The sequence below is a fragment of the Hoyosella rhizosphaerae genome, from assembly GCF_014643175.1.
GTDB lineage: Bacteria > Actinomycetota > Actinomycetes > Mycobacteriales > Mycobacteriaceae > Lolliginicoccus > Lolliginicoccus rhizosphaerae.
In genome coordinates this window covers 715,103-732,964 of sequence record NZ_BMJH01000002.1, presented here as the reverse complement: position 1 = coordinate 732,964, position 17,862 = coordinate 715,103, and the positions used below count along the sequence as shown (strand labels likewise).

General features: G+C 57.3%; 14 protein-coding genes. 5 read left to right on the top strand and 9 right to left on the bottom strand.

All coding sequences use genetic code 11. The features are described 5' to 3' along the window. Window positions 1-85: 85 nt before the first annotated feature. The 6 genes from pheT to infC all read right to left on the bottom strand — a co-directional run bounded on the left by pheT (window position 86) and on the right by infC (window position 6,150). Complete coding sequence (gene pheT, locus IEW73_RS11660; RefSeq protein WP_188674852.1) at window positions 86-2,566, bottom strand: phenylalanine--tRNA ligase subunit beta; 2,481 nt, start codon at window positions 2,564-2,566, stop codon at window positions 86-88. Between the two features lie 73 nt (window positions 2,567-2,639). Continuing rightward, window positions 2,640-3,665 (bottom strand): phenylalanine--tRNA ligase subunit alpha, encoded by a 1,026-nt coding sequence (pheS, locus tag IEW73_RS11655; protein WP_188675187.1) that lies wholly within the window; start codon window positions 3,663-3,665, stop codon window positions 2,640-2,642. A 148-nt stretch (window positions 3,666-3,813) separates the two neighbouring features. Next, window positions 3,814-4,635 carry a TrmH family RNA methyltransferase gene (locus tag IEW73_RS11650; RefSeq protein ID WP_241012225.1) on the bottom strand — a complete coding sequence of 274 codons (822 nt, stop codon included), beginning with the start codon at window positions 4,633-4,635 and terminating at the stop codon, window positions 3,814-3,816. A gap of 38 nt (window positions 4,636-4,673) precedes the next feature. Then, entirely contained in the window at window positions 4,674-5,063 is a 390-nt protein-coding gene (gene rplT / locus IEW73_RS11645; RefSeq protein WP_188674849.1) for a 50S ribosomal protein L20, read from the bottom strand. 95 nt (window positions 5,064-5,158) lie between these two features. Then, on the bottom strand, window positions 5,159-5,353 hold the full coding sequence (gene rpmI, locus IEW73_RS11640) for a 50S ribosomal protein L35 (protein ID WP_188674846.1): 195 nt from the start codon (window positions 5,351-5,353) through the stop codon (window positions 5,159-5,161). A gap of 182 nt (window positions 5,354-5,535) precedes the next feature. Further along, window positions 5,536-6,150, bottom strand: coding sequence for a translation initiation factor IF-3 (infC, locus tag IEW73_RS11635; protein ID WP_188675180.1), 615 nt, complete (start codon window positions 6,148-6,150; stop codon window positions 5,536-5,538). A 294-nt stretch (window positions 6,151-6,444) separates the two neighbouring features. Here infC and IEW73_RS11630 point away from each other — a divergent pair, with 294 nt between their 5' ends. Continuing rightward, window positions 6,445-6,879, top strand: coding sequence for a DUF1844 domain-containing protein (locus IEW73_RS11630; RefSeq protein ID WP_229675940.1), 435 nt, complete (start codon window positions 6,445-6,447; stop codon window positions 6,877-6,879). Between the two features lie 26 nt (window positions 6,880-6,905). Here the strand turns inward: IEW73_RS11630 and uvrA are convergent, their stop codons facing one another. Further along, window positions 6,906-9,833 carry an excinuclease ABC subunit UvrA gene (gene uvrA / locus IEW73_RS11625; protein WP_188674843.1) on the bottom strand — a complete coding sequence of 976 codons (2,928 nt, stop codon included), beginning with the start codon at window positions 9,831-9,833 and terminating at the stop codon, window positions 6,906-6,908. 179 nt (window positions 9,834-10,012) lie between these two features. Here uvrA and IEW73_RS11620 point away from each other — a divergent pair, with 179 nt between their 5' ends. The 4 genes from IEW73_RS11620 (at window position 10,013) to IEW73_RS11605 (ending at window position 14,839) form a co-directional block, all read left to right on the top strand. Beyond that, window positions 10,013-10,729: an MBL fold metallo-hydrolase gene (locus tag IEW73_RS11620; RefSeq protein WP_188674840.1), complete on the top strand. Its 717-nt coding sequence runs from the start codon at window positions 10,013-10,015 to the stop codon at window positions 10,727-10,729. Window positions 10,730-10,927: 198 nt separating this feature from the next. Beyond that, window positions 10,928-11,800, top strand: coding sequence for a DoxX family protein (locus tag IEW73_RS11615; RefSeq protein ID WP_188674839.1), 873 nt, complete (start codon window positions 10,928-10,930; stop codon window positions 11,798-11,800). 200 nt (window positions 11,801-12,000) lie between these two features. Continuing rightward, window positions 12,001-14,289, top strand: a complete 2,289-nt coding sequence (locus IEW73_RS11610; protein ID WP_504739197.1) for a HelD family protein — start codon at window positions 12,001-12,003, stop codon at window positions 14,287-14,289. A 154-nt stretch (window positions 14,290-14,443) separates the two neighbouring features. After that, complete coding sequence (locus tag IEW73_RS11605; RefSeq protein WP_188674837.1) at window positions 14,444-14,839, top strand: DUF732 domain-containing protein; 396 nt, start codon at window positions 14,444-14,446, stop codon at window positions 14,837-14,839. Window positions 14,840-14,957: 118 nt separating this feature from the next. Here IEW73_RS11605 and IEW73_RS11600 read toward each other — a convergent pair whose 3' ends face one another. Beyond that, the gene (locus IEW73_RS11600) at window positions 14,958-15,410 is read right to left on the bottom strand and encodes a universal stress protein (RefSeq protein ID WP_188674835.1); all 453 of its coding nucleotides are present in this window, start codon (window positions 15,408-15,410) and stop codon (window positions 14,958-14,960) included. A 188-nt stretch (window positions 15,411-15,598) separates the two neighbouring features. Further along, window positions 15,599-17,755 carry an excinuclease ABC subunit UvrB gene (gene uvrB, locus IEW73_RS11595; protein WP_188674833.1) on the bottom strand — a complete coding sequence of 719 codons (2,157 nt, stop codon included), beginning with the start codon at window positions 17,753-17,755 and terminating at the stop codon, window positions 15,599-15,601. Between the last annotated feature and the right edge of the window lie 107 nt (window positions 17,756-17,862).

The window sequence follows — 17,862 nt, the reverse complement described above, 5'->3', positions numbered from 1 at the left end:
AAACCTCCCGTTGAACGTCCAACTCTCAGGATACGTCCACGACGATCACGGTGCCTCGCGATTCGCTGCGCTAGCTGCAGACTTCCTACCGCAGGTGCGCCCCAAGGTCCTGATGGGCACGGTCAACAGCCGCATCCCGTGCAGCCGTGGCTTCGTCCTCAGTCAACGTGCGATCCGACGCCCGGAACCGCAAGGAGTACGCCAAAGACTTTTTCCCTTCGCCCAATTGGGTGCCCGAGAAAACATCGAATAGACGGATCTCTTCAAGGAGCGACCCGGCACCTGCCCGCAAAGAGTTCTCAACGTCAGCCGCCGGGACTGAATCGTCCACAACCACCGCCACGTCCTGGTGCACCGCCGGGAAAACAGACAACTCCGGCGCAGGCAGATTCTCTACGATAGGCAAGCCATCAAGTTCCATTTCGACGGCACACGCACGCGGCGGCAAATGCATCGCCTCAACAACAGCAGGATGCAACTCCCCTGCATGCCCAACAACCACACCATCGACGACTAGCTCAGCGCACCTGCCCGGATGCCACGGCAACAAATTCCCGGCATGCCTCTGCAACACCACACCCGCAGCATCGGCAATTGCTTCTGCAGCAGCAAACGCATCACTTGCCTCGGCTACTCGCCCCCGCCCCCAGGGCCCGGTCGGTTCCCGCAGACCCGTCAAGATCACGCCCACCCGGACAGGTTGGTCCGGCAGTGAACCAAAAAGTTCCTCAAGCTGCTCATCAGATGGGCGCCGGTCGACAGGCAACATCGGCACCGGTCGAGTGTTGTCCTGCGGAAGCACTACCTGCCCTATTGCATACAGGGCCAGATCGCGTTGACCACGTGACACATTCCGCGCTACCACGTCCAACAATCCAGGCAACAGTGTCGTCGCCAAGCTTGCACGCTCGCTATCGAGTGGATTCAAAACCCGAACCGTTTTGCGCCGGGCATCCGTGTCGTCGAGTCCCCACTGATCAAACACACCAGGTGAAATAAAGGGCGACGGTTGTACCTCAACACACCCGTGATGTGCCAACGCTTTGCTCACCGATCGTCGACGGAGTTGCAGCGCCGTTAAACCGCGACCGGCCGGAGCCGCCGGAAGGACCGACGGGATTACGTCGAGTCCTTCCAGGCGCAAAACTTCCTCGACCAGGTCCGCCGGCACGCCAAGGTCAGGGCGCCAACTCGGCGGAGTCACGACAAGGAACTGTTCGCCGTCCTCGTCTTCCTCGAGTACTGAAGCGCCAATTTGTTCCAGACGAAAGCGCGCTGCCCCAGCCTCATACGTCACCCCTGCAATGCGGTCCGGGAGATCTACCGGCATCTTGATTGCGGCTCGTTCCGGGACCATACCGACATCGGTCAACTCAGACTCGACTACACCACCAGTAATCTCAGCAAGCAATTCTGCGGCGCGATCCAAAGCCGCAACGGTCAACGCCGGGTCGACTGCTCGTTCAAAACGGCGGCTCGACTCACTCGACAACTTGTGACGCCGAGACGTGCGGAAAACCAGCAGCGGGTTCCAACACGCCGCCTCGAGGAGCACCTCCGTGGTCGCGTCACCGACCTCGGTGCTAGCCCCACCCATCACACCGGCAAGCGACAACGGGCCACTGTCGTCAGCGATGACAACGTCCTCAGGGTCTAGCTCCCTCGTCACATCATCGAGGGTGACCAGCTTCTCGCCGCGCTTCGCACGTCGCACCACCAGGTCACCGGACACCTTGCTGGCATCAAAAGCGTGCATCGGCTGCCCTAATTCGAGCAGGACGTAATTGGTCACATCGACAGCCGGCGAGATTGGACGGATGCCTGACAGGAGGAGACGGCGCTGCATCCACCAAGGTGTAACTGCCTGCGTATCAACCCCTGTGACGCGGCGCAATGCGAACCGCTGCGCTCCCGCATCCGGTTCCACGCTCACACCCCACGTCGGACGCTCCACACCATGTACTGGAACGTGCGCCGGATCAGCGAACAGTAAACCGAACCCGCAGCACAACTCACGTGTGAGGCCTCGAACTGACAGGCAGTACCCGCGGTCAGGCGTAACAGCAAGTTCGATCACGCTGTCTGACAGCCCAAGAACCTTATGCGCATCATCACCGGGGGCTGCCGTACCAACAGGCAGCACCAGAATTCCCGCGTGGTCACGACCGAGACCGAGTTCTTTCGCGGAACAGATCATTCCGTCTGAGGTGCGCCCATACGTTTTCCTTGTCGCAATCGCAAAGTCCCCAGGCAGCACAGCTCCGGGCAGCGCTACGACGACGAGGTCACCCACAGAGAAGTTCTGCGCACCACACACGATGTCGCGTGGCGCATCTTCACCCGTGTCCACGGTGCAAAACCGGATAGGTTTCTTGAACTCAGTGAGTTCCTCAATCGTGCTGACGCGCGCGACAACGAGCGGCCCCGTCACTGGACCCGGCTGAACCACTTCTTCAACTTCGAGACCAACATTCACGAAACCCGCGTCCAACTCTGCAGGGGTCACCTCCCAACCGGGGTTGGCGCGTTGAATGATTTCTGTCAGCCAGGATTGTGCAACTCGCACGGGTGCTCGCTTCCTCGGGTCAAAGAAGATTCAAGATGTCAGGAAAAACTAAGGTCACTTTCAATGCCGAAAACTAGCCCTGCACGCCAAACGGCATCGTAAACCGAATGTCGCCTTCGACGATGTCGCGCATATCTGGGATCCCATTGCGGAACTGCAAGGTACGTTCGAGCCCCATCCCGAAGGCGAAGCCCGAGTAAACCTCAGGATCTATTCCGCTCGCACGCAGTACGTTCGGATGAACCATGCCGCATCCGCCCCACTCGACCCAGCCTGCACCACCCTTTTTGCGGTCAAACCACACGTCCACCTCGGCGGACGGTTCAGTGAAGGGAAAGTAGTTGGCGCGCATGCGAGTCTTTGCCTCAGGCCCGAACAATGCCCGCGCAAGCGCATCGAGCGTGCCTTTGAGGTTTGCCATTGTTAGTCCACGGTCCACAGCGAGGCCTTCGACCTGAGAGAACACCGGGGTATGCGTCGCGTCCAGTTCGTCCGTACGAAAAGTGCGCCCCGGGCAGACAACGTAAATGGGAACGTCGCGCGTCAACATGCTTCGCACCTGCACCGGCGACGTATGAGTGCGCAACACCTGACGCGATCCTTCAGGAGCGATATGGAAGGTGTCTTGCATCGTCCGTGCTGGGTGATCTGGCAAGAAGTTCAGGGCATCGAAGTTTGCGTGCTCAGTCTCGACTTCAGGTCCCTCAGCGACCTCCCAGCCCATCGCCACAAAAACGTCCGCGATCTGTTCCGCGATGACGGTGATGGGATGGCGGGCACCGCGTGGAGACCGATCCGCAGGAAGTGTGACGTCAATCGTCTCCGCCACCAGAACAGCGGCATCGCGCTCGGCGTGGAGCACCGCGCTGCGTTCGTCGAATGCCTGCTGCGCCTGCCCGCGGTAGACGTTCACGCGCTTTCCAGCGTCGGCTCGTTCGGTCTTCGGCAATGCACCCAGCGCGCGTCGCGCGAGCGCGATCGGTGAACGATCACCCAGATGATGGGTCTTGGCGACGGCGAGGTCGTCCAGATCAACTGCTGCGGCAAACGCGGACACCGCACCGGCTACAGCTTCGGCGAGGGTTTCCTCACTGAGCATGTGCTGCGGGTCGCCATCGCCGACCCCAGGTGCGTTGTGCTGAGCCTTGTTCTCCGCCACGATCAGCTTCACTCCTCGCTCGATGTACCTGCGATGCATTTATGCCTTGCTGATGTTATGCGACGCCGCCCTATTTCACACATACAGCTCACACGGTGCCGCTACCGTGGGAGTTAAGTCCGCGCACAACCCTGGCACTCTCGTACAGACACAGCGCCGCAGCGGTGGCGAGGTTTAAGCTTTCCGCTCGACCAAAAATCGGGATGTTCACCGAGGTGTTCGCGGATTCGATGACATCATCGTGAAGCCCGTGCGCTTCGTTGCCGAACAGCCAAGCCACTCGAGGTTTGTCATTGATGGCCTCGTGCAGGTTGACCAACGAATGCTCACCTCGTGCCGACGTAGCACACGTCCAAAAGCCTGCATCAGCTAATTCTGCTAACAGGTCTGTCGTGCTTCTGTGGCGCACGACAGGCAGGTGAAAGAAGCTGCCCGCCGACGCACGAATAGCTTTGCCGTTCGTGGGATCGACCGAATCTCCAGCCAACACAACGGCACCAGCGCCAGCTGCGTCAGCGACACGCATGATGGCGCCCGCGTTCCCCGGCTCATTGACGTCCACTAGGACAGCAACAATCGCACGGTCAGGGAGTTCAGCTAAGACCGTGCGCAATTCAAGTTCGCTGTTGCTGCATACCGCAACTATGCCCTGCGGTGTCACGGTCTCGGACATTCCCTTGACCGCACGTGCCGAGACGCAATACACCGGAACGGAATCCGGAAGTGCATCTATCACTTCAGGATTTCGCGCCAACGCTTCCTGCGTCACGAACACTTCCTCGACTAGCCCAGTCGGAGTGGCGGCGACAATTGCGTTGATTCCTTCAGCAAGAAACCGGCCGACGCTTCGCCGTTCCGATGCCTTAGTCAGCTTCAACGCAGACACGACCCGCGGATTCCGATCTGACATCGGAACCACGGGTCGTGTGGGCGAATCACCAATCACGCTCAGGCTGCATCCTCAGCAGGCGCGTTGACATCTGTGGGAAGCGCTGCCTTTGCGGTTGCCACTAGCGCGGCAAATGCCTCGGGATCTGACACTGCAATCTCAGCGAGGATCTTGCGGTCAACTTCCACTCCGGCGAGCTTAAGGCCCTGCACGAAGCGGTTGTAGGTGATGTCGTTCATCCGAGCTGCAGCGTTGATACGCGTGATCCACAGCTTGCGGAAGTCACCCTTGCGGGCGCGACGGTCCCGGTAGGAGTACGTCATCGAGTGGAGCATCTGCTCCTTGGCCTTGCGGTACAGGCGTGACCGCTGTCCGCGGTAGCCCTTTGCACCTTCAAGAATCGTCCGGCGCTTTTTGTGAGCGTTAACCGCTCTTTTCACGCGTGCCACTGTGGTAGTCCTGTCACAAGTTGGGGGTCAGATACAGACCCTGCTGGTCAAAAATTTTCGTGCGTGCCAAATCGGGATTCACATCCCGGGCCATGTCAGAGGCCGAGCATCCGCTTCATGCGCGGGACATCAGCCTTAGCGACCTCGGTTGTACCCTCAAGACGACGGGTGCGGTCGCTCGACTTGTGCACGAGTAGGTGGCGACGGTTTGCTTGCTCACGAAGGAGTTTGCCGCTACCCGTTACCTTGAAGCGCTTCTTGGCACCACTGTGGGTCTTGTTCTTAGGCATGGGGTCCTCAGTTCTAGTTGTTGTTCAACGAAAGCGTGCAGTTTTCTTGCAACTTCTCTCGCTGCCTCTCGTGTGCGGTCAATCCACTTCCATTGAGGAAGCAGACCTGAACCACGCTGGCTTGTCCAAGTTCAAACGCCGACGCCTAGCACGAGGGCCAGGGGTGTCACCGATTGGTTTGTTCAGCCCGCTTGCGGCGCTTCAGTTTCACTAGCCGGTTCGCTCGCAGCTGCACTATCGCGTTCTGCGCGAGTTGGCGTCTGTTGTGCCTTGACACGTGTTTTCTGTCCACGGTGCGGAGCGAGCACCATGGTCATGTTTCGACCGTCCTGGCGGGCGTTGGTCTCGATGAACCCGAGTTCAGCAACATCAGAGGCCAGTCGTTGAAGCAGGCGGAAGCCGAGTTCAGGGCGTGATTGCTCACGTCCACGGAACATGATGGTGACCTTGACCTTGTTTCCTGAGTCTAGGAAGCGTTCGACATTTCGCTTCTTGGTCTCGTAGTCATGGTCGTCAATCTTGGGCCGAAGCTTCTGTTCTTTGATGACCGTCTGCTGCTGGTTGCGGCGAGATTCACGAGCCTTCTGCGCTGCCTCGTATTTGAACTTGCCGTAATCCATGATCTTGCACACTGGAGGGCGTGCCTCAGGGGCAACTTCGACGAGGTCCATGTCAGCGTCGATCGCAAGGCGCAGAGCATCCTCAATCCGCACGATTCCTACCTGTTCCCCGTTGGGGCCTACGAGGCGAACCTCGGGAACGCGGATGCGGTCATTGATGCGGGTCTCGGTGCTGATGGGGCCTCCTAGGTCAAAGTTCTACTGCGTGACCAGTGCATCCCGACACACCTCAACAAGAAAAACCCCGCCGCAGAAATTCTGCGTGGGGCCCATTGTCGACCGGTTAAGCGCACTACGCGGTAGCGCACCACTCAGCCTTGCAGCTGAACTTCCACAGACTTGCGCTGCGGAACTAACCGGACCACTACAACCGTTGAGGCGTTAGCCTCAGATAGCGCAGTGGTGGGAGCTGGGCTCCACTTGGTGCCCCCAATCGGTTCGGGGGCAGTCGCGTATGACATCGTACCAGGCATGGCAGATGATTCATACCAGACGGCTAGCCCAAGTAGCGATGCCCCACTCGACGACGGCAAAGTGCACCGCGTCAATACCACCAATCAATCAATCGACGACGAATCCGCACTCCCCATTCGTGAACTTGCTGAGATACCAGCGATCGAGGTTATCTCGCGGGCAGCAGTCATGTTGATGAGTTCAGCGGCCGAGAAGCTCGGACTATCCGAAGCAGATCCGATGAGCAGCGCCCACCTTGATCTTGATGAAGCCCGCCGCATCATCACTGCACTCGCCGGCCTCATTACAGCATCTGGAGAGTTCCTCGGACCCCACGCTGGCCCGCTTAAGGACGGCCTACAAGCTTTGCAGAGGGCATTTCGCGAGAACTCCGCCTATCCTGACGAGCCAGGCCAAGGACCTGGCGAGAAATACACAGGCCCCGTCTACTAGGGAGCACTGCTAAGTAGACGGCAGTTTCAGCTCGCAGTTCCAGCTAGTTCTTCGCTGACGTTGAGCTGAAGATCACCACCCTGGCGTCTTTCTGCGGCATGATCGAGTGCCTGTCGCAGAAAGACGGCGGTGTGGCTGTGCTCCACAGCTGCCACTTCTTCAGGTGTGCCTTCGGCTACAACGGTGCCGCCGCCCGATCCGCCCTCGGGACCCATATCGATGATCCAGTCCGCCGTCTTGATGACGTCGAGATTGTGTTCGATCACGATGACCGTATTGCCCTTGTCGACCAGTCCGTTGATGACCTTAAGTAGTTTACGGATGTCTTCGAAATGCAGACCTGTGGTCGGCTCATCGAGGACATAGATCGTTCGACCTGTGGACCGCTTCTGTAACTCAGCAGCGAGCTTTACACGTTGCGCTTCACCACCCGATAGCGTGGGCGCTGACTGCCCGAGCCGGACATACCCCAAACCGACTTCCACCAAAGTCTTGAGATACCGATGAATTGACGTTATCGGCTCAAAAAACTCGGCTGCTTCTTCGATTGGCATATCGAGCACTTCGGCAATGTTTTTACCTTTGTAATGGACTTCGAGTGTTTCTCGGTTGTACCGCGCCCCGTGGCACACCTCGCACGGAACATAAACATCGGGCAAGAAGTTCATTTCAATCTTGATAGTGCCGTCGCCTGTGCACGCTTCACACCGTCCGCCCTTGACGTTGAACGAAAATCGTCCGGGTTGGTAACCACGAACCTTCGCTTCAGTTGTCGCTGCGAACAAGGTACGAATCTTGTCGAAAACACCCGTATACGTGGCCGGGTTTGATCTCGGTGTGCGGCCAATAGGCGACTGATCCACCTGCACTAACTTGTCGAGATGATCAATTCCGTTGATTCGCAGGTGCCGACCAGGAACAGACCGGGCACCATTGAGCTTATTCGCTAATGCTTTGGCGAGAATTTCGTTTACTAGAGTGGACTTGCCGGACCCGGACACTCCTGTCACCGCGATCAAAGCGCCCAGCGGGAAACTCACGCTGATGCCCTTGAGGTTGTGCTCCTTCGCCCCGACGACAGCGATTTGCCGCTTGACGTCAATCGGTCGGCGCACCATCGGTGTTTCGATGAAGGACCTACCAGCTAGGTACGCTCCCGTTATCGAGGCCTCATTAGTCAGAAGGTCACCGAAAGGACCACTGTGCACGACATGACCACCGTGCTCCCCCGCACGCGGGCCAATGTCGACAACCCAATCAGAAGCCCTGATCGTGTCCTCATCGTGCTCGACAACAATCAGGGTGTTTCCAAGATCTCGCAAGCGCGTGAGCGTACCGATGAGACGGTGATTGTCACGCTGATGAAGTCCGATAGACGGCTCATCGAGCACGTACAGGACGCCAACTAGCCCGGCCCCGATCTGGGTAGCGAGACGAATGCGTTGAGCTTCACCGCCGGAGAGAGTTCCTGCCGCGCGATCGAGCGACAAGTAATCAAGGCCCACGTCGAGCAGGAATCCAAGACGTGCCTGGATCTCTTTAAGGACCCGCCCAGCAATTGCTGCTTCGCGCGCACCCAACTGCAAATCCGTCAAGAATTTTGCGCACTCCGCGATGGACAACTCGCACACCTCGGCGATGGACCGAGCGGCATTGTCACCACCGATGATCCGTACCGACAGGATCTCAGGCTTCAACCGTGTGCCGTTACACGCCGGGCACGGGGTATCGCGCATGAACCCTTCGTATCGATCCTTCATTTGATCGGATTCAGTTTGATCAAGCCGTCGCTTCAGGAACGGCATGACCCCTTCAAATTCTGCGTAATAGGACCGCTTTCGCCCGTACCTATTTGTGTATGTCACATGTACCTGCTGCGAAGAACCTTCCAGGACAGCCTTACGCGCCTTTTGCGGAAGCTTCTCCCACGGAGTATCGAGCGAAAATCCCGCCCCGTCTGCCAAACCCTGCAGAAGGCGCTGGAAGTACTCCGCAGTCTGCCCGCTCGACCACGGTGCGATTGCGCCCTCGGCCAAGGACTTCTCAGGGTCGGGCACTACTAGTTCCGGGTCTACTTCCTTGCGGATTCCAAGCCCGTGGCATTCAGGGCACGCGCCGTAGGGCGAGTTAAATGAGAACGATCGCGGTTCAAGATCATCAATAGCCAGCGCATGACCGTTGGGGCACGCGAGATTCTCGGAGAATCGGCGTTCACGTTCTGGGGAGTCCTCAGGTACATCAACGAAATCAAGAACGACAATACCGTCCGCCAATCGCAGCGCTGTTTCGACGGAATCGGTGAGACGCTGCTTCGCATTTGGTTTGACCACTAGGCGGTCAACGATGACATCAATGTCATGTTTTTCTTGCTTCTTTAGAGTTGGCGGCGACGCAATATTATGGACAGCACCATCGACGCGAACGCGTGAGAATCCTTGCGAACTTAGTTGGGCAAAAAGGTCAACAAATTCACCCTTCCTGGTTCTCACCACCGGAGCCAATACTTGAAACCGGGTTCCAGCCTCCATTTCAAGCACCTGATCCACAATTTGCTGCGGCGTTTGTTTGGAGATCTTTTCGTCGCACACAGGGCAATGGGGGGTCCCGGCGCGGGCGTACAGCAAACGCAAATAGTCGTACACCTCAGTTATGGTGCCGACGGTTGACCGCGGGTTGCGGTTCGTGGACTTCTGGTCAATTGACACCGCAGGGGACAAACCTTCGATGAAGTCCACGTCAGGCTTGTCCATCTGCCCCAAGAACTGCCGGGCATACGCGGACAGCGATTCAACGTAACGCCGCTGCCCCTCCGCAAAGATCGTGTCGAAGGCCAAGCTTGATTTGCCGGACCCAGACAGGCCGGTAAACACTATGAGGCTGTCACGCGGTAGGTCGACGTCCACTCCCCGAAGGTTGTGCTCTCGCGCCCCGCGCACAATCAACCGATCCGCCACAGCTTTCCTTCCGCCAACATTTTGTGATCACACGCCCCCACAACACACGCGCATTAACACAACTTTTCAGCACGCCGGTATAGACGAACTACATGCTACGTGCGATACCTGACAAGTTTCCGTTTCCTCAGTTCACACCGCATATTGCATCGGTGAGTTGAGCCGGTACCGTTGTTGTCATGTCAGCCGAAAGCTCGAAAAGCGACCACACCAGGGGCCCCAATCATGTCGTTGTAACCGACGACTACACAGGCGAACCCACCGTCGGCGGACCGGCCCAGAAACGCACCACTCGCGCCGCGGACATCTACAAACTTGCCGTTGGTCCGATGAACAACAACGTATACCTTGTTGTATGCCGCGTGACAGGTCAAGCACTACTCATTGATGCTGCGAACGAGGCTGATCGAATTCTTAACCTGGTCAGCAATCACGCCCCCAATCTGTCCCTCATCGTTACCACCCATAGGCACCGCGACCACTGGCAAGCACTCGAATCAGTCGCCGCTGCCACCGGCGTCCGCACCGCAGCACACGAAATAGACGCCCCGGCCTTACCCGTCGCACCAGATCGAGCACTGTCAGATGGCGATGTCATCTCCATTGGCGAATTGGTTTTCACTGTCCATCACTTGCGCGGTCACACGCCTGGGTCAATCGCATTGACGCTCGACACTGGCGACCAAATGCACCTTTTCACCGCTGACAACTTGTTCCCCGGAGGATTAGGAAAGACCGCAAACTCACACGACTTCTCGACCCTGTACGACGATGTCACCACCAAACTGTTTGCCCAGTATCCCGACAGCGCCCATGTCTATCCCGGCCACGGCGCGGACACAACCATAGGCGCACAACGCCCACAACTCGGAGACTGGCGTGAACGTGGGTGGTAGGCGCAACAAACAAAATTGCAATTCTGAGAAAATGCTTAATCTCTTTGCCTGATATGTCATGAATAGTCAGATTTCTATCAAATGGCCTGAATATTTTGTTTTACGTGCGTCTAATGTGGGTATCAGCAATCATGATCACCTTGCCCACGAGGTCGGGGCGAACAGGTGACACGTTCATCACACAGGGAAAGGTCAACAATGATTCTTCGGAGAATTGCGCGCCCCATGCTTGCCGGAGTGTTCGTCGCTACCGGCATTAGCACGCTCCGCAATCCCAACGAGGTTGCAGACCGGGCGGCGCCCTTCATCGAGTACGCGCACGGCTCACTTCCCGCTGAGGCCACCCGAAACCTTCCGCAAGACCCGGTGACCATCACTCGCATCAACGCGGCAGTCCAGATCGGCGCTGGCGCCCTTCTCGCCTCAGGTCGCGCACCTCGACTCGCTTCCGGAGTATTGGCGGGGAGCTTGATACCGAGCACCATCGTTCAGCACCCATTTTGGGCAGAAACCGACGCGGCAGCCCGCGCTCAGCAGCGGGCGCATTTCCTCAAGAATGTTGGGCTCCTGGGCGGACTACTCATCGCTGCTGCCGACACTGAAGGCAAACCATCGCTGGGGTGGCGGGCACGACGCGCCGCAAGCCGAGCCAGCGACACTGTCTCAGCTGCGCTTCCGTTCGCCGGTGCAGCAGCAGCCGCATCCGGCGCAACCACCAAGGACAAGTTGGCCGACAGCTGGAGCACTGTGGCTGAACGCACAAAAGAAGCGGCCGACGAAGCCGCAGATGTCAGTTCCGACTGGTTTGATGCGGCAGCGAAGCGCACCTCCAAATGGTACGAAACCGCAGCAAACCGGACCCACGACTTGTACGAGACAGCCTCGGAACGATTCCCCGAAATCTACGAAACTGCTGCAGACCGTACGGCGGATCTCTACCACACGGCGGCAAAGCAAGGCAGCAAAGTTGCCCATACCGCTGCGAACAGGTCGTCCGAAGTCGCCGCACGCACAGCGGACCTCGCTAAAGAAAACGCCGCAGAACTTAGGGCACGCGTCAAGAATCGCTGACCTTTCCTCGGCGAAATCTCACCGCCAAGGTGCGCCAAAACAGTAAAAAGTAGCAACGTATCACTTGTGAGATAAGGTGGTGGGCTCAGCATCTGCTGGGCCCATTCCACTTCCAGAGGTGAGAACCAGGAGCCACGGCATTGCCGCGACTTCCAATCCGCACTCGGAAAAGTGGACTATGCGAAGCTAAAGGAGACTGGGTGGATCAGCACGAAATCGATCGCGAACAGCAGTACGTCTCGATGTTGTACGGTCGATTGGACACCCTCAGCACCACCACGCGTCAACGCTTGCGTGATGTTCTACGCGACAAGGAAGAGAACCCCCAAGAGCTTTTTGAACGCGAGTCCTATAACGCGCTGTACACAGAAAGACTTGCGAAATACATAGCTGCGGAGAACGGGCTTTGCTTCGGTCGGATCGACACACTCGAAGGCGACGCACTCTACATCGGTCGTTTAGGAATCTGGGATGACGACAGCGACCTAGATCCCCTACTGCTGGACTGGCGGGCACGTCTCGCTCGACCGTTTTATCTCGCGACACCGGCATCTCCCGACGGGGTCGCGCGCCGACGCCACATTCGCACGCGGGGCAGAACCGTGCGTGCACTCAACGACGAATACCTCGACCCCGATGCTGTCAAACACTTCAATCTCGCCGAGTCCGACATAGAGGCCAGTATCGGCGGTGTTGCTGGCGAAGAAGCGTTGCTTGAAGCGATCAGTGCCGCACGGACAGGGCACATGACGGACATTGTTTCGACAATTCAGAGCGAACAGGACGGAATCATTCGTTCTGAGCACAAAGGTGTACTTGTTGTTCAGGGCGGTCCGGGTACAGGAAAAACTGCCGTAGCCCTCCACCGCGCAGCTTTCCTTCTGTACACCTTCCGTGAGCAGCTTGAGCGGTCCGGCGTCCTCATCATTGGACCGAACGAAACCTTCCTGGACTACATCAGTCACGTTCTACCGTCGCTTGGTGAAACCGGGGTTGTGCTTTCGACGATTGGCGATTTGTACCCTGGGGTGAACTCCCACACTCACGACTCGCATTCCACTGCCGTCGTGAAGGGTTCGCTCGACATGGTTGCAGTACTCAAAGAAGCTGTTCGCGAATGGCAAACGCTCCCTGAAGAACCCCTGAAAGTGTCATTCGACACCTACACGCTCCAGGTTGACAAGAAGTTGGCTTTGCGAGCTCGCGGTCGTGCTCGATCATCACGTCGGCCACACAACAAAGCCCGTCCGATTTTCATCAGCACCTGCGTAGATTTGCTGGTCGAGCAATACCGAGAAGCTGTTAGTTCGGGAATCAGAGGCGGGGATTCCCTACTCAACCCAGACGATGTTTCGGATATCCGTGACGAACTTGCGGCCGACCCTGAGGTACTGGGTGTCCTCGAAACGCTGTGGCCCATCCTGACACCACAGTATGTACTCACTGAGTTGTTCGCCGATTCCGGACGGCTCCTTCCTGCGGCGGGGCAATTAACCCCGGAACAACGAGCAGCGCTGGAACGCCCACGCAGTGCGCCCTTCAGCGACAGTGATGCCCCTTTGCTCGACGAACTTGCCGAACTCATCGGAATCGAGAACGACGGCGACGACGAGGAAGCACAGCGGCAGTGGGAAGCAAAAATCGCCGAGGCCCAGGAGGCTTTGGACATTCTCACGGGATCGGCTCCACAGGATCTTGAAGATGATCTCGATCCCGAAATCTTGATGGCGTACGACCTAATTGATGCCGAGACCCTCGCAGCTCGACAGGAACATCGCCAATATCGCACCACGGCAGAACGTGCCGCTGCTGACCGGCAATGGACCTACGGCCACGCCATCATCGACGAAGCTCAAGAACTCTCCGATATGGCATGGCGGATGTTGATGCGCCGGGTACCGAATCGGTGGATGACCATCGTTGGTGACCCAGCACAAACGGGCAGCGCTGCCGGATCAGGTTCGTGGAAGCGAGCGCTTGAACCCTATGTGGCGCAGCGGTGGAAGCTGCACGAACTCACCGTCAACTACCGCACCCCCGCCGAGATCATGGCGATAGCGAAAGACGTGTTGCACAGTATCGACGAGGATGCTTCAGCGCCACGGTCGATCCGCGAGTCTGGGTATGTGCCGTTCGCGCAGAGATTTGATCAAGCGCGGCTCGTTGACGGCGTCAACGAACTTGTTGCCGCATGGTTGGCCGAGCGGGAAAGCGGCGGCACGATCGCAGTGTTGGTCCCTGCTTCGTTGTGCGCAAGCCTGTCGATCCACTTTGCCGATAATGCACAAGTTTCCGTACTCGAAATTGTGGACGCAAAAGGGCTTGAGTTTGACGATGTGATCTTGGTTGAACCGGCTGAGATCGTCGCCGAGTCGCCGCGCGGAATGAGTGATGTCTATGTTGCAATCACTCGAGCAACTCAGCGACTTGCGGTTCTGCACTGCGCAGACCTACCGGTAGGGTTCGAATCCATAACAAACAAGCACTGATAGCGCGCCTGTCCTTACATAATGCGTTGCCCGGCACCATTCGGGCTGCACACTTTGTGTGAGCAATTCAAAAGGAACGGATGCACGCATCATGATGAGATTGGGTCGATGCAGGTCGGTGCCCACCGCCCGACGTGTGGTGTCACTGTGCGCTATGACGGTATGTGTTGCCGCCGTAGTAGCGTGCGGCGGGTCGACTGGTGACGGCACTGACGGTCCCGAATCAGCAGCCGACGCCGCTTCGGCCCCCACAACTAGCGATGCCTCGCCCCAGGCTGAAGGCGATGCCCTTGCGGAATCGGTGACCGAACAAGAAGACGCGTACATAGCAGGATTGTCCCAATACGGGGTTGCGATGCAGTCGCGCGAAACCGCAGTCCAGCTTGGGCGTGGAATCTGTTCGCGAATCGAAGCGGGCACCGACGAGTCGGATATCCTCCGCAACCTTGAAACTGTGACTGCTTTTCTGTCACGCCAGCCAGGTGCTCAACTCGACAGCGCAGAGGTTGCCCAGCGGTTTGTTGATGCCGCGACTGCCGAACTCTGCTGACGCACACCGCATGACTGAACCCCCGCTGTGATTTAGTTTCACAGCGGGGGTTCAGGCGTTTTGATCGAGAAGCCAGCAACCGTCGCGATGGAGCAAACGATGCCGTGGCTCGAAGGTCTTAGCGTGTCGTGTGCACAATCAGTACGTCGCTCGCTGACTTACGTGCAACATCAGACGGCACCGATCCGAGTAGTCGTCCCGTGAGGGTGTTGAGTCCGCGGTTACCCACGACCAACAGGTCTGCGTCAACTTCTTCTACGAGTGCAAGAAGCGAGTCGACTGGTGCGCCAACGACAGCGCGCTCAACGACATTTTTTGCTCCTGCAGCAGATGCACGCTCGCGTGCGGACCGCAGAATCTCATATGTCGGCGCCGCACCAGTGATCTGATAGGCATCTTCTTTCAGAACATCAGCTGCATCGCCGAGTTCCTTGGGGTCTGTTGGGTAGTAGGCACAAGCCAGCACCAGTCGGGCATTTTCGTCGCCAGCGAGTGAGCCCGCCTTCTCGACAGCCTTCAGTGATGACTCAGAACCATCAGTACCCACGACAATGGTGCGGTAGGCGGTCATTCGTTCCTCCCATGATCTTGCCTGTGCTCGGAGTTCACACGCATCCTGTTGCAGAGCGTGTTTCACACACTACTAGCGGAGACATTAGCGGTAATACGGACGTTCATACGTAAGTTTCGGCCGGAATCGTCGAAACTGCCACTAAGTTTGTCACGTTGTTGATCACATACTCCCAAAAAATGTGGTTTCTATGACAACCCAGCCGCGTCCATTCCGCGAAGTTCCTTCTTCAGGTCCGCAATCTCATCGCGAAGCCTTGCAGCCAATTCGAAGTGGAGATCACGCGCCGCAGACACCATTTGGTCGGTTAGTTGGGAGATAAGGTCGGCCAGTTCCGCGCGCGGCATTGACGCCACATCGTGCCCGTCACGCACACCTGATGAGTGCGCATTACTTGCGTCGGCACTTCCACGCTTTCCTTTGCGCTGCCCTGAGCGAATTCCGGCCTCGGTGTCGTCAGCTTCCTTGTAGACCTGATCAAGGATGTCCGCAATTTTTCTGCGGAGCGGTGCCGGTTCAATTCCGTTTTGAACATTGTATTCAATCTGTTTTGCTCGGCGCCGTTCAGTTTCATCAATAGCGTGCCGCATCGAATCCGTCACCCGATCTGCATACATGTGCACTTCGCCGGAAACATTTCGTGCCGCACGGCCAATGGTTTGAATCAGACTCGTTGAGCTACGGAGGAATCCTTCCTTGTCGGCGTCCAAAATCGCCACCAACGACACCTCGGGCAAGTCCAACCCCTCTCGCAGGAGGTTGATACCGACGAGAACGTCGTAGTCGCCAAGTCGCAATTGTCTAAGAAGCTCAACACGACGCAGTGTGTCGATGTCGGAGTGTAAATACCGAACTTTGATGTCGAGTTCCAAAAGGTAATCTGTGAGATCCTCCGCCATCTTCTTCGTCAGCGTTGTTACCAGAATTCGCTCATCGCGATCCACGCGTGACCGGATCTCATGTACCAGGTCGTCAATTTGCCCTTTAGTTGGTTTAACGACAACGTGTGGGTCAACTAGCCCAGTGGGCCTAATGACCTGCTCAACAAACTCGCCTCCAGTCTTGCCCAATTCGTAACGCCCAGGCGTCGCGGATAGGTATACCGTTTGACCAATGCGTGATGCGAACTCTTCCCAGGTTAAAGGCCGATTATCGAGGGCTGAAGGCAGCCGAAATCCAAAGTCAACGAGGTTCCTCTTTCGCGACATGTCCCCTTCATACATACCGCCAATCTGCGGCACCGTGACGTGCGACTCGTCGATCACCAAAAGGAAATCATCCGGGAAGTAGTCCAGCAGCGTCGCCGGTGGCGTGCCGGATGCCCGGTCATCGATATGCCGAGAATAGTTTTCGATACCAGAACAGAAACCGACCTGGCGAATCATTTCAATGTCGTATGAGGTTCGCATGCGAAGCCGTTGGGCCTCCAAGAGTTTGCCGCGATTTTCCAGATCAGCTAGCCGCTTCTCAAGTTCATCTTCGATCCCCTTAATTGCCTTGTCCATACGATCAGGACCTGCGACATAGTGTGTTGCGGGGAAAATGCGAATCGATTCGACTTGCTCGACAATGTCGCCAGTAAGTGGGTGAATATAGTACAGCGAATCAATTTCATCGCCGAAGAATTCAACCCGAACGGCTAATTCCTCGTAGGCGGGAATGATGTCTAGGGTATCGCCGCGCACGCGGAACGCGCCGCGCGTGAATGCCACATCATTTCTCGTGTATTGAATATCGACTAGCAGGCGCAGAAGTCGATCCCGCGAAACCTCTTCCCCCACCTGCACCTCGATTGACCGATCAAGATACGACTGGGGAGTGCCAAGACCGTAAATGCACGACACCGACGATACGACGATGACGTCACGTCGCGAAAGCAAACTTGAAGTCGCTCGATGGCGAAGGCGTTCGACATCGTCGTTTATAGACGAATCCTTCTCGATATAGGTGTCCGTTTGAGCGATGTACGCTTCCGGTTGGTAGTAGTCGTAGTACGAAACAAAATACTCAACCGCGTTGTGGGGAAACATCTCACGCAACTCGTTAGCCAACTGCGCGGCGAGGGTCTTATTCGGAGCCATTACCAAGGTAGGACGCTGAACGCGCTCAATCAGCCACGCCGTTGTCGCAGACTTACCTGTACCTGTTGCACCCAGAAGGACGATGTCCTTCTCCCCCGCGTGCAAACGCCGTTCAAGCTCAGCAATCGCTTTTGGTTGATCACCAGCAGGGACGTGGTCGCTGACTACGGTGAATTCCCCGGAGGTGCGTTCCACTTCGCTGATTGGTCGGTATTCAGAATGCGCGAGCACATCGGTATCTGGTTGTTCTGTCGCGAACGCCATGACAACCAGAGTAGAGGCGAAGACTGACAGAAACACCTCTGCGGACCGAAAACAGGCTCAAGCATGGCTTACGCCCCCGTTCACACCTAGCGGAAGCCGTGCTGTCC

What these genes read in the sequence shown, in the direction of transcription:
- uvrB (WP_188674833.1), bottom strand. Translation starts at nt 17,755, where the DNA reads ATGGCGTTCGCGACAGAACAACCAGATACCGATGTGCTCGCGCATTCT.
- IEW73_RS11615 (WP_188674839.1), top strand. Translation starts at nt 10,928, where the DNA reads ATGATTCTTCGGAGAATTGCGCGCCCCATGCTTGCCGGAGTGTTCGTC.
- IEW73_RS11600 (WP_188674835.1), bottom strand. Translation starts at nt 15,410, where the DNA reads ATGACCGCCTACCGCACCATTGTCGTGGGTACTGATGGTTCTGAGTCA.
- IEW73_RS11605 (WP_188674837.1), top strand. Translation starts at nt 14,444, where the DNA reads ATGACGGTATGTGTTGCCGCCGTAGTAGCGTGCGGCGGGTCGACTGGT.
- rpmI (WP_188674846.1), bottom strand. Translation starts at nt 5,353, where the DNA reads ATGCCTAAGAACAAGACCCACAGTGGTGCCAAGAAGCGCTTCAAGGTA.
- IEW73_RS11630 (WP_229675940.1), top strand. Translation starts at nt 6,445, where the DNA reads ATGGCAGATGATTCATACCAGACGGCTAGCCCAAGTAGCGATGCCCCA.
- IEW73_RS11620 (WP_188674840.1), top strand. Translation starts at nt 10,013, where the DNA reads ATGTCAGCCGAAAGCTCGAAAAGCGACCACACCAGGGGCCCCAATCAT.
- pheS (WP_188675187.1), bottom strand. Translation starts at nt 3,665, where the DNA reads ATGCTCAGTGAGGAAACCCTCGCCGAAGCTGTAGCCGGTGCGGTGTCC.
- IEW73_RS11650 (WP_241012225.1), bottom strand. Translation starts at nt 4,635, where the DNA reads ATGTCAGATCGGAATCCGCGGGTCGTGTCTGCGTTGAAGCTGACTAAG.